This window comes from Acidiferrobacterales bacterium (genome assembly GCA_028820695.1).
Taxonomy (GTDB): Bacteria; Pseudomonadota; Gammaproteobacteria; order Arenicellales; family JAJDZL01; genus JAJDZL01.
Genome location: JAPPIB010000017.1, coordinates 1 through 13,219 on the forward strand (window position 1 = coordinate 1; position 13,219 = coordinate 13,219).

A 13,219-nucleotide genomic window follows, 5' to 3' on the forward strand; every position below is an offset into this window, starting at 1 on the left:
GTTCAATGATTTTATTTGGCGTGCTGACGCACATCAAATAAAAGCCTATACATTAAGTACATGGCATCAAAACCGGTGAGCAGCATGTCGACGACAATGGTGATGTCAATCTTCTCAGCTCCCTTGTTTGGTAGGTCACGGTTGGGGAGCTTCTGGTCCTTGATGCGCTGCTGGATATCCTGGTAGTAGAGGTCGAAGTTGTTGAGATCGTGGTTCGTCCCATACTGGTCATTGTAGTCAGAAATGATGGCCTTGAGTGCGGCCTTCTTCTCCTCGGGGTCGTGCTGGTTGTCTTCTTTTTCCTGGGGAAGATCTTCCTGGATCTGCTGAACATCCTTGTTGCCCTCCGCCGGAGGCGAGAAGACAGCAGCGATCTTCAGGGGCACGAACTCGCCATTGGCAGCCTGACGCTCCACCTGTATCTTCTTGAAGACCCCATAATATTCGATAGCATCGTTGATCGAAGCTGTCGCGAGTAGTGCGTTGAAGTGTCGGTTTCCTGTTGCGGCATCATGTTTGTCAAGAATGGCCTCGACAACCGCCTGCTTGGTAAGCGTCTGTCCCGGCTTGGGAGCAGGGATGTCTTTTGGCTTGTAGTAGTCGACGTGGAATCGAAGGACGTTTTGGTCTTCGATCGCATGGGTGATAGTATAGGCGTGGAGTTGTTGTTGGAAAAGATCCTCGGTCGTTCGCAGTGTAGCGGTATCCCCCTTGACCTGTTTGGTGGTCGCGTTGTCCTCAAAGATCGGGGTGCCGGTAAAACCGAAAAGCTGAGAGTTCGGAAAAAACTCCTTGATTGCTTTGTGATTCCCGCCGAACTGCGAGCGGTGGCACTCGTCGAAGATGAAAACCATTCGCTTGTCGCGAAGTTGCTCAAGCCGCTGCTTGAACGTTGACTGTCCTCGTGCGGCATTGTGCTTGTTGCGCTTGCTGTTTTCGTCAAGCGCGAGACCGAGCTTCTGAATAGTCGTGACGATGACCTTGTCTGCATAATCGTCGGACAGAAGGCGGCGAACAAGCGTTGCGGTGTTGGTGTTTTCCTCAACGCAGTTCTTCTGGAACCGATTGAACTCATCGCGGGTCTGGCGGTCGAGGTCCTTGCGGTCAACGACGAACAGGCACTTGTGAATGCTTTCGTTGGTTTTAAGTAGCGTCGAGGCCTTGAAGGAGGTTAGCGTCTTGCCGGAACCGGTCGTGTGCCAGATATAGCCGTTGCCGTAGTTCTGGTCGATGCAATCGACAATCGTCTTGACCGCGTAGATCTGGTATGGGCGCATTATCAGGAGCTTCTGTTCGCTCGCAATGAGGACCATGTATTTACTGATCATGTGACCCAGCGTGCACTTGGCAAGAAACTTGTCGGCAAAGTCGTCGAGGTAGGCGATCTTGGTGTTGTCCTCGGCCGCGAACCGGTAGACTGGAAGGAACTGCTCATCTGCGTCAAAGGTGAAGTGTTTCGCATTGTTGTTGGTGAAGTACAGTGTGTCCGTCCGATTGCTGACGATGAAAAGCTGCATGAAGCACAGCAACGTTCGGGTGTAACCGTTTCCGGGGTCGCTTTTGTACCGGACGATTTGCTCCATTGCCCGCCGTGGGTTGATCCCGAGCGCCTTGAGTTCAATCTGGACCACGGGGATGCCGTTGATCAGAATTATCACATCGTAGCGGTGATAGCTGTGGTCCGTATTGATACGAAGCTGATTGACGACCTCAAACGTGTTCTTGCACCAGTCCTTAATATTGACCAGAGTGTAGTTGAGTGGTGTGCCGTCGTCACGGGTGAACGCTTCTCGATTTCGAAGGGCACGAGCGGCCTTAAACACGTCGGGCGTGACGATCTCCTCGAGGAGCCGCTGAAACTCGCCGTCGGTGAGTGTTACACGATTGAGAGCTTCGAACTTTTCCCTGAAGTTCGCTTCAAGCGTGGTTCGGTCGCGGATGTCAGAGCGAATATCGTACTTGAGCTCCCGCAACTTTTCAACGAAGACCTCTTCAAGATGGCACTCCAGTGTGTTCATTGACATTGAGAGGACTCAGTCCTTTTAGCGTCTGCCGAACGAGCCCGGTGGTGTCGTGTTGAATATGAATCCGACCCGAGAGCGGCTTTGAAACTGAGAATTTCGGTGACAATACTGTTACAGGTGGTCTGATTCATTATGCTGGCGATGTAGGTAGCGGGTAACGGTCTCAAACTCCCCACTTTAGGGTGAATTATCGACTAGTCGCTATTGTAGATTAAACCCTCCTAATTATATTTTTTGGTAACTACTTACCCCCTCAATTTTACACCTCCTGAGGGATAGGCTTTTCGAGCAGTTTGATCGGTACTGCAGGCGTTTCCGATCAATCCCCACCACTAAATTTATTTCTTTGTCATGACATGTCAAGTTATATCAATGTCTATGGCTGATTTGATCCAGATGTCTTGCCATCCTAAATCGTTGGACACGAAGTGAAGTTATCTGAGCAATGGTGGTCGGACTCAGGCCAGACGAGTTTAACTTTGTTCATCAGCCAAGGAAAAAACTGCATGAATACTCTTCAATTGATCAAGCAGTACTTTTTCAACCCATCTCGGATTATCGCGAACAATTTAAGAAAGTGTCGACCGGCCACCGCGTACAAATTTGGATCCGCCCGGACACGCAGCCGCATTGTGGCTAGGATCTGACTTAAGTCCCTTATAATTGAATCGTTGAATTTCCCCCTCCAGCGAAGAAGTCAATCCGAGGTTCGGGGGTAATTTTTGCGAAACAGATCTTCGAACCCATCCATCGATGACTGAAAACAAAGACAAACTCTGGGGCGGACGATTCACCCAACAAACTGACCGTGTTGTGGAGCAATTCACCTCCTCAGTCGCCTTTGACAAGCGGTTGTATCGTCACGATATTGCCGGCTCGATCGCGCACGCGAGAATGCTGCACAAGGTTGGTGTTCTAACACAGGCAGAATTCGACGCCATCACCGAAGGACTGCAACAGATTCACTCACGGATAGAATCAGGGAGCTTTGACTGGGCAACCGAGCTGGAAGATGTTCACATGAACATTGAACAGCGATTGACTGATCTTATCGGTGAAGCGGGCAAGAAACTGCATACCGGCCGATCCCGAAATGATCAGGTCGCGACCGACCTCAGGCTGTATGCACGAGAGGCCACCGATGGAATCATCCATGAACTTCATGCATTCCAGAGTACGCTTTTAGACCTCGCTGACGCTGAGGCAGGTACAGTTCTGCCCGGCTATACACATCTTCAGATCGCACAGCCGATTACCTACGGACATCACCTGATGGCGTGGTTCGAGATGCTCGACCGCGATCGACAGCGATTTATCGGCTCAAGAATGAGAGTCAACCAATCACCTTTGGGGGCAGCCGCCCTGGCTGGAACCAACTTCCCCATTGATCGCGAGATGACGGCGAGTGAACTCGGTTTTGATGGCGTCATGTCGAATTCAATCGATGCGGTTTCCGACCGGGATTTTGCAATGGAAATCGCAGCCAATGCAGCGATCGCCATGGTGCATCTGTCACGGATCGGGGAAGAACTCGTCATCTGGAATTCAGCAGCCTATCGATTTATTGTCATCAACGATTCCTACGCAACGGGATCCAGCATCATGCCGCAGAAGAAAAATCCGGACATCGCGGAACTTGTTCGAGGAAAAAGTGCGCGAACCGCCGGCAATCTGCAGGCTTTGCTGATGCTCATGAAAGCCCAGCCGCTGGCGTACAATCGAGACAATCAGGAAGACAAGGAAGCACTTTTTGATTCGCTTGACACCGTCAGCGCGAGCATCAAGATCATGCATGACATGATCCGGAATATCAGCCCTGACCGTGAACGAATGCGTCTCGCCGCAACGGAGGGTTTCGCCACCGCGACAGATCTGGCGGATTATCTGGTCGTGCGCGGCGTATCATTTCGAGACGCCCACGAAGTCGTCGGCAGGATTGTACGACTCTGTCTGGAAAATAACTGCAGTCTTGAGGAACTGTCGCTGGCGGACCTGCAACGATATCATCCCTCAATTGACAAGGATGTTCATGACATACTGACTCCGGAATCGTCAGTCAGGATGAAGAACCATGTCGGTGGAACCGCACCTGAGCAGGTGCTTGCCGCGGTCCACGATGGACGTCGAAGATTGGCCGAGACTTGACCGGCCACAGACCAAAATACATCGTCACCATGAAAAAAACGCTGATTATCACGGTCTTCACACTCCTTTCGGTATTGATGCTGACTTCCTGTGGGAAAAAGGGAGATCTCGTACGACCGGTCGCTATGGAACCGGAAGTGCACATCGTGAAGAGCGCAACACTCACCCGACAATAGATGCACGGATTTTCGTACCGCGGGAATCTTCTCCACGCTGAGGATATTCCCCTGACCGAGATCGCTGAACGATTCGGTACCCCTTGCTATGTCTATTCACATACGGCGCTGTCAGATAACTGGCAGGCGTTCAGCAAGGGTTTTGCCGGGCGGAATGCGACAATCTGCTACTCGGTCAAGTCCAACTCGAATCTTGCCGTTCTGTCAGCATTGGCACAACTAGGCTCGGGATTTGACATTGTTTCCGGTGGCGAACTGCAAAGAGTGCTGAAGGCCGGGGGACGCGCGGGAAAGACAGTATTTTCAGGGGTCGGCAAATCAGAGGACGAGATTCGGCTGGCTTTGGAAGCGGGAGTCTGGTCGCTGAACCTGGAATCAGAGGCTGAATTCGAGAGAATTGAGAAAGTTGCCGGGCAACTCGGTACAGTCGCACCCATCAGCATTCGCGTCAATCCGGATGTTGATGCTGTCACCCATCCGCATATATCCACCGGAATGCGGGAAGCCAAGTTCGGCATTCCGATCAGCGACGCCATACGGATCTATCGGCAGGCCTGCGCCCGCGACTGCTTTAGAACGGTCGGCATTGCAGTTCATATCGGTTCGCAGATCACGTCGATGGGACCGATACTCGACGCGCTGGAGCGTGTGATCGATCTTGCCGAGCAACTTCACAAAGACGGTGTACCAATCGAGCATCTGGATCTTGGAGGCGGGCTCGGCATCCAGTATCGGGATGAGCAGCCTCCTCAAATCAATGAATACTGCAGCGAGATCATCAGGTTGTTCGAACGTCGCGGTTGCGAGCTGAAGATCGCAATCGAGCCCGGACGCGCAATTGCGGCATCCGCCGGGATCTTTCTGACGACTGTTGAGTTCATCAAGAACGCCGAAGCGAAGAACTTCGCAATTGTAGACGGTGCGATGAACGACCTGATTCGGCCGGTCCTGTATGATGCATGGATGGACATTGTACCGGTCCGGCTCGGCAATGGGACCGACGAGGCAATCTATGACGTGGTCGGCCCGGTCTGTGAATCAGGAGATTTTCTGGGTAAAGACCGTTCGCTCGCTATTCGGGAAGGTGATCTCGTTGCGGTACGAGATGCCGGTGCCTATGGTGCGGTCATGTCGTCGAACTATAACACGCGTCCCCGTCCGCCTGAGATCATGGTCAGCGGCAACAGGTCGGATCAGGTCAGGGCAAGGGAGTCGATCGATCAGATGTTCGACCTTGAGTCAATCCCTGAACGCTATCGCAACTGACGGCTTGGTCAGCTGACTTCCCTCGCCATTGCGTAGAACTCGAAATTGGGTTGCATTGAAAGAAAGTTCGCCAATCGATTGCTCAGTGCGAAAAGTGCCGTGATCGCAGCAACATCCCAGATATCCTCATCACTGAACCCGGCATCCCGCATCGCCTGAAAGTCAGACTCATCGACAGCCCAGGACTCGTTGCAGACCTTGACAGCAAAGGCCAGCATTGTTTTCTGACGCGGTGTGATATCGGCCTTGCGGTAATTCACCGCAACCTGATCCGCAACCAGGGGGTGCTTGGCGCGAATCCTGAGGATCGCGCCGTGGGTCACCACGCAATACTGGCAATTGTTCTCACCTGACGTCGCCACAACGATCATCTCCCGTTCCGCCTTGGTCAGCCCGCCGGGTTTTTCCATCAGCGCATCGTGATAGGCGAAAAACGCCCGAAACTCATCCGGGCGATGTGCGAGCGCCAGAAAGACATTCGGAACAAACCCGGCTTTTTCCTGCACCTGGACAATCCGCTCCCGAATATCTTCGGGAACATCATTGAGGTCTGGAACAGGATACCTGCCCGGAGAACTTTCCATCATAAAGCACCCTCCGGCGCGTATCGGTCTTGCATCTCGGAAGCGATGCGCCGGGACCTGGTACTATTCGTAATATCCCGGCACGAAAGTCTGATCCGTCAGTGGCGGTCGAATGTAACCTTCGCTATCGCTCCTCTCAGGCAACTCAATGGGTTCCGGTGTAAGATCTTCGTACGGAATCACACTGAGCAGGTGGCGGATGCAATTGAGCCGCGCCAGCCGTTTCTCGTCGGCGTTTACCACGTACCACGGAGCCTGCTTGATATCCGTGTGGGCAAACATCTGGTCCTTGGCCCTGGAGTAATCCATCCACCGGGTTCTCGATTCGAGATCCATCGGTGACAGTTTCCAGCGTTTGTGCGGTTCGAGCAATCTGCTCTGAAAGCGCTTTTCCTGCTCGTCGTCGGAGACCGAGAACCAATACTTGACCAGAATGATACCGGAGCGAACCAGCATCCGCTCAAATTCCGGACAACTGCGCATGAATTCCCGATATTCCTCGTCGTCGCAGAATCCCATCACTCTTTCAACGCCCGCGCGGTTGTACCAACTGCGGTCAAACAGCACCATTTCGCCGGCGGCCGGCAGATGGGCGCAATATCGCTGGAAGTACCACTGTGTTTTCTCACGTTCGGTCGGAGCCGGCAGTGCGGTCACGCGACAGATTCTCGGGCTCAAATGCTGGGTGATTCGCTTGATGACACCGCCCTTGCCCGCAGCATCACGTCCCTCAAATATCACAACAACTTTCAGCCCCTTTTCCTTGACCCATTCCTGGAGCTTGACCAATTCAAGCTGCAGTCGGAACAGTTCGTTTTCAAATACTGACTTCTTGATTCGCTTCTTTTCTTTGTTTTCAGAGTTCATGACCTCGTCCTATGCTACGCTCATATAATGATTAAACAGTATACCAATTTGATCCTCGTGAACAACACTATCAGTTGCCTCAGGTTCAGGAATTGCACATACCTGTCATGTGAATCGGGATTGATCGGTTTTCAACGGGAATATCAACAAGAACCTGCTGAACCCGATCACTTCCAAGACAGCCCATTGCATCCTTAATACCTTGCGGTGCGGCGACTTGCTTCCTAACTGCGCATCCGCAAACCCTGCGGGTCCACCAACGGCTCGGTGACCAGTTTCGCTGACTTCGGTTTGCCGATTATCTCGATGGTGAACTCACCCGCGTCAAGCCGCTCTGGCGGTACGTAGCCCAAGGCAATACTGACGCCAACTGTATGACCGAATGCGCCTGAACTGACGATTCCCACCACGTCACCATCACACAGTATCGGCTCACCACCGACGGCATCCTGCTCGTCAACGTCAACCGAAAAACACGACAACAGCCATTTTGGCGTCTTGTTGGCGGCCTTGATGAGAAAGTCGCGTCCTACAAAATCTTCCTTGTCCAGTTTGACGAAACGATCCAACCTGGCTTCATAGGGGTTGTACTCGGTTGTATATTCGCGCCCCCAACTTCCGAAACTCTTCTCGAGCCGCAGTGTAAGCAATGCCCGTGATCCGAGCTGCTGCATTCCGAAACGTTCACCTCGATCGAGTACGAATTGCAAAACCTCCGTCTGGTGCTCGGCTGGAAAGTAGAATTCATAGCCGAGCTCGCCGGTGAACGCAACTCTCAGCACCCACGCCTTTGTTGAAGCGATGGTCATCTCCCGAATCGCCATGAATCGCTGGGCATCATGGGAGAAGTCCTCGCCGGTCAGCGATTCCATCAGTTCCCGGGACCGGGGCCCGGAAACCGACATCCCCACCCAGTCGACACTCCGGCTGGTGATGCTGACACCGCGTGCGAACGCATGCTTTTTGAACCAACGCCAATGGTTGTTCTCGGCGACGCCGCCGCCGATCAGCAGAAACTTTTCCTGTTCGAGTCGTGCGATTGTGAAGTCTGCGACTATGCCACCCCGTTCGTGGATCATCGGTATCAGGGCCATTCGGTTCAATGACGGCAGTCGGTTCGTAGTCAGGCCATCCAGCCACTCGGCCGCCCGCGGCCCCTCAATAATGAATTTCGCATAGGCGGATGTATCCAAAAGCCCGACATTGGAGCGGACGTTTTGACATTCCCGGCCGACATGCTCAAACGACTCCGTGCGCCGGAACGAAAAGTTCTCGACCGGCTCAACCCCAGGCGGTGCAAACCACATGGGCACTTCCCACCCGAACTGCGCGCCAAAATATGCACCCATGTTCTTTTGGTCTTCCCACACCGCACGGGTCCGAAGCGGACGGCCGGCTGTTCTCTCCTCGTAGGGAAAGAAAATTCGGAATCGGGTCTGATAGTTATCCGCAGTTGTCGCCAGGACATATTCGTCTGTCACCCAGTCTCCGAATCGCGCAACATCAATCGGCCACAGATCGAGACTCGGCTGTCCATCCAGGATCCATTGCGCCATCATCAGTCCCAGTCCGCCACCGATGCTGAAGCCGGGAATGAGACCTCCGATCAGGAAGTAGTTGGATAGCTGGGGGACTGCGCCGAATAACGGGAGCAGGTCGGGTGTCCAGATCATCGGACCGTTCACCACCCGCTTGATGCCAGCGGGTTCCAGGCACGGCATCCGATGCATCGCGCGCTCGACATTGTCCAATACCCGTTCGAGATCGTCGGGAAGCAGCTCGTGACCGAAGTCAAGAGGGGTTCCGTCTACCGCCCAATGCCTCCCGCCTTTCTCATAGGCTCCAACGAGAAGGCCCTTGCCTTCCTGACGCATGTAGTATTCACCGTCATTGTCATGCACGAGAGGAATCTCCCTGTCCAAGGCCTCGATTTCCGGAATGTTCTCAGTGACAAAATACTGATGCTCCATCGTCATCAACGGCAATTTGAGACCTGCAAGCTGCCCGACCTCGCGTCCCCACAAGCCCGCACAGTTCACCAGGCAGCGCGACTCAACGGTGCCTTGGGGAGTCTCCACAATCCATCCACCGTTCGGTTGCTGTCTGGTCGCGGTGACCGGACAATTGCGGTAGATGGTCGCGCCGCCCTTGCGTGCGCCTGCGGCGTACGCGTTGGTCACGCCACTGGGATCGATATGGGCCTCGTTCGGCTCGAACATCGCACTGTAGACTCCGTCGAGATTGATCAGCGGATTCATTTCCAGCACGTCGTCGAACGAAATCATGTCGAATTCCAGACCAAGATATTTCGCTTTCGATGCCTGGATCCGAATCTGATCGTGACGTTCCTGGGTGGTGGCAAGATAAAGGCCGCCGACCTTGTGAACACCACACGACTGACCGGTCTCCTCTTCGAGTTCGGGATACAGCTTGATGGTGTAGTAATGAAGTTTGGACAGGTTGGCGTTGTCTTGCAGAACGTGAGTATTTCCTGCAGCATGCCAGGTCGAGCCGGATGTCAGTTCGGAACGTTCCAGCAATACGACATCCCGACATCCCCGCTTGGCCAGATGATAAGCGACGCTGCAGCCGGCAACACCGCCGCCGATGATGACCACTTCGGCAGTTTTCTTCAAATTCATAGAACCTCAAATAACGTGCCTCGGCACTCGGTCGGTTTTCAGTCGAGTCGGGACATGGTCAGTGACCGGTCCTGATTCGATATATGCCAGCCAGTCAGACGGCGCACACAGCTGGATTGAAAACGCCGATTATAATAGTGGCGGTCAGAAATCCCCTGATTTTTACAGCCATAATTTTTTCTACGCTGAAGTCATATCTAGCGAAGAAATGACAATGAGTATTGCGTCACACTTCGCGGCCGGCGACATTACGGAAAATTGGAGGTTAGTATCGATGCTTCGACTCATACCTTGAAATTATCTGGCGCGTTATCGCACATCAAATCTATACCTTATTCATTAGACATACCGTTTTTGCTCCATTCACATTACAAGAATCTGAGATATCTAAAGATCGTTTAGTCGTATATGTCCTTGGAGTCTAGATAATTGGGAACTGCTGATTGTTGAGGTTCGGGTGGCTTTATTGTGCTTGTACTAGGCAGAGTGAAATCAGGGCCTTCTCCAAATGGAACAGAAAGTCCATATGCGATTGCGAATCGATGAAACAATTGTCTTGGCACTCCATTCAATTCGAAATCTGATGGATAAGGTACTTCTTGCAATTCGTAAGGTGGAACTTTGATACTGTAATGGCCAAATTCGGTATGAGTGCTACGGATTGCATCCTTATACCACTCTGAACCCACTCCACCACCACCGATGAAAACTATCAAACGATTCTCTTTCGATTGGATGTGCCCTAAATCCCTGAGACGGTCCTTACGGTTAAATTCAGAGATCACATGACCAACAATTCGTTGTACACCTAGTCTTTTTTCGTCTAGAAGATCTCGGGTTCAGCTCTAGTACATTTAATTTGACACCGAGGTCTGATGCTGTTTCTAAAGATAGAATTTGTTCAACCTTATCTGCTTCCTCACCGAACGAACTAACGACAGCAGAAACCCCTAGCTCATCCAATTTTCCAGAATAGAAGTTAACACTTTTTTCACCATGTCGAGCGTAATAATTAAATGACACACCGTCTACAGTACCTCCACCGATATCGAAATACATATAGACACCTTCCTGTGCTTCACGAGAAATTACAAAAGATTGCAGTGCAGCTGAAAGTTCTGGTATTGCGTGGCAATCTGTAATTTCAGTCACAATCGTACAAGTGTCACTTTCATATCGCTCTTTAGCGGTACGAAAGTCGCTCGGAAGATCGCCTCTCTCCGCCCAACTCCAACCAACAGGGAAGACTTCTTCGAACACTTTGATATTATCGGAGTCATAGTGTTCTACCGGAACACCCACATTTGCGGACCAACGGACATCTCTTTCATGTAGCAAATCTTTACGGTTTATTTTGATCCATTCTTTCGCTTTCAATATAACTTTTGCCAAAAACCAGCTGGAAAGTGCACGAACAGCTTCGTCGTCGTCAAGGCTTACACCCTGCCATCGCAGATGTTCGTCTCCAATCGATGAAAACCCAGCTAATTTCATTTTCAGATACTTGTAGTCAATACAATCCTTTTCATCGTATTCTCCACATAAGTAAAGTGCTCCGTCGGAGCAGATCGTCACTATAGAGGCGATCATCCCATCTTCTATCGCATCTCCACCGAAATTTACGACTTCGCTTTGCTCTGTACCAGAGTTCCTAAAACACACTTTCGTGAATCTCGTGCCAAAATCTATTCCGAGATTGAGTTCCAGAATTGGACGATGTTCATTTTCTAGGCTCGGAGTTTCATCTATACGATCAGGTGGAGGTGATTCCAACGCAGATGATTGATCTATGTCAGGAATTCTAGTTTTTTTCTTTCGAAACAATTGAAAAAAAGTTCGTAGATTCATTTTTTGGGCCGCTACCTATGGAGGTGATTCCACGTCGATGATCCTATATTACCCTGATGAAGCCTACCGCCATCTGCTCCAGACTCGAGTCGAGTTTACGCTTCTCGGATATTTTCTTTAGTTTAAGTGCGAACTGATCCTCCTCTCTCTTCAGTAGACCTTCAGTCGCTGGAATCATATTTATTTTTCCTTGGTTTCGATATCGAGAGATTCGCTCTCGAAGTTCCATTACGCGCCTATTTTTGTAGTTTGTGGCACTAGTTTCCTGCTGATCGCAACGAGTCTTGTTTTGAGTTTCAACTGCTTGGCACTTCTTTCCAAAAAATTCGTCGAGTTCGGCATCGCAGGCTTCAACTTTAGACTTCAGGATATCCAAATTGCCGACTAATTTCGCAGCATTGTGTAACGTCTTTCCATACCTGGAAGCAAGGGTTACAATCTCTTCTGAAAGTTGCTCATCCAGAAACTCGTTTGAATCTATTCTCATAGCCTTGAATGACAGCTGATGCTCTTTACGGAGTCCGTCGAACGACCACTTTTGTATTGCGTAAACATAGTCACCTGGATGAAATCGAGAACTTCCGGAATCGACACTAACTGACGAAACTTGGTGCAATGATTGATTCTGACTTTCGTATTCGCGCCGAATCCACTGGATCAAAGGGTGTGTCGGTTCAATCAGTTCCTCCATAGGACTATTTCTTTTTGTCTGTCGAGGATCAAAATTACAAGGAATTGCTATGCTAGATTTATGAAGTATTGTTCGCGTAGCTGGTTTGTAATCTGATATGAAACAATGTAGTTGTACTCTGGCATCGCGAGACAATAGGATTCTTGCAACTGAATTCTTATTCCGGTCTAATTCGACTATGGTTCCCGGATACTTTCGCGCAAAAAAATCACTAACCAAAGAAAGTAATTCATCCGTACTTAACCATCGTCCCAAATTCCGACTAGATTGGATTTGCTCATAGATGTAATCTGAGAATCCCAACAGGTTAACAGCCTCATCCTCAATTTTTTGTTGATTCTTTCGTTGAATAATGATTGCATCTTCGGCTTGTTTAGCGATACTTAAACGAGTCTCTTCATCAAGTTTTGGATCCAGTAGCTTCTCCAATAACTGGTACGTTTGGATACCTAGAATATGTTCCAGATCTCCGATGCTTTCTCTGAATAGTTCGATACGATCATAGAGCCGCATGAGTATTCTGTCTTCGATGGTTTCCTCAACGACAAAATTAATTATTGAAATTCTCTCCGCTTTCTGCCCGAGTCTGTCCAATCTACCAATACGCTGCTCAACACGCATTGGATTCCATGGCAAATCGTAATTAACTATAAACCGACAAAATTGCAAATCAATTCCCTCACTGCCTACTTCTGAAGACAGCAAAACGGACGGACCATCCTTGCGTCCGAAAGCTTCGATGCGCTCAAAACTTAGGTTCCCCATCCCACCCAAAATCAAGGCTGTTTCAATGCCATCCTCGTCTAACCGGCGTTGCAAATACTCAAGAGTTCTACGAAAATAAGCGAATATTACGAACTTTTCTGATTTGTTCTCGCGCAATTGATCTGAAAGAAATAACTTTAATTTTCGATATTTAGTATGAGGCATTTTCGTTAACTGAAAACCGTTGGTATGACTCGCGATCGCAAGGGGG

Annotated in this window: 8 protein-coding genes; 2 read left to right on the plus strand and 6 right to left on the minus strand. The window is 50.5% G+C overall.

All coding sequences use genetic code 11. The annotated features are described in order from the left end of the window. Positions 1 to 11: 11 nt before the first annotated feature. Positions 12 to 2,018: an HsdR family type I site-specific deoxyribonuclease gene (locus OXI60_02265; GenBank protein ID MDE0308643.1), complete on the minus strand. Its 2,007-nt coding sequence runs from the start codon at positions 2,016 to 2,018 to the stop codon at positions 12 to 14. A 759-nt stretch (positions 2,019 to 2,777) separates the two neighbouring features. Between OXI60_02265 and argH the strand changes: the two genes are divergently transcribed. Continuing rightward, positions 2,778 to 4,169 (plus strand): argininosuccinate lyase, encoded by a 1,392-nt coding sequence (gene argH, locus OXI60_02270; GenBank protein MDE0308644.1) that lies wholly within the window; start codon positions 2,778 to 2,780, stop codon positions 4,167 to 4,169. A 176-nt stretch (positions 4,170 to 4,345) separates the two neighbouring features. After that, positions 4,346 to 5,611, plus strand: coding sequence for a diaminopimelate decarboxylase (gene lysA / locus OXI60_02275; protein ID MDE0308645.1), 1,266 nt, complete (start codon positions 4,346 to 4,348; stop codon positions 5,609 to 5,611). Positions 5,612 to 5,619: 8 nt separating this feature from the next. Here the strand turns inward: lysA and OXI60_02280 are convergent, their stop codons facing one another. From OXI60_02280 to OXI60_02300, 5 genes are all read right to left on the minus strand, one after another. Continuing rightward, positions 5,620 to 6,198, minus strand: coding sequence for a peroxidase-related enzyme (locus OXI60_02280; protein ID MDE0308646.1), 579 nt, complete (start codon positions 6,196 to 6,198; stop codon positions 5,620 to 5,622). A 60-nt stretch (positions 6,199 to 6,258) separates the two neighbouring features. Further along, complete coding sequence (gene ppk2 / locus OXI60_02285) at positions 6,259 to 7,062, minus strand: polyphosphate kinase 2 (protein ID MDE0308647.1); 804 nt, start codon at positions 7,060 to 7,062, stop codon at positions 6,259 to 6,261. Between the two features lie 224 nt (positions 7,063 to 7,286). Further along, positions 7,287 to 9,704 (minus strand): FAD-dependent oxidoreductase, encoded by a 2,418-nt coding sequence (locus OXI60_02290; GenBank protein MDE0308648.1) that lies wholly within the window; start codon positions 9,702 to 9,704, stop codon positions 7,287 to 7,289. A 774-nt stretch (positions 9,705 to 10,478) separates the two neighbouring features. Further along, positions 10,479 to 11,552 carry a hypothetical protein gene (locus tag OXI60_02295; protein MDE0308649.1) on the minus strand — a complete coding sequence of 358 codons (1,074 nt, stop codon included), beginning with the start codon at positions 11,550 to 11,552 and terminating at the stop codon, positions 10,479 to 10,481. 43 nt (positions 11,553 to 11,595) lie between these two features. Continuing rightward, positions 11,596 to 13,219, minus strand: a 1,624-nt coding sequence (locus OXI60_02300; protein ID MDE0308650.1) for a helicase-related protein, incomplete at its 5' end; no start/stop codon positions are given.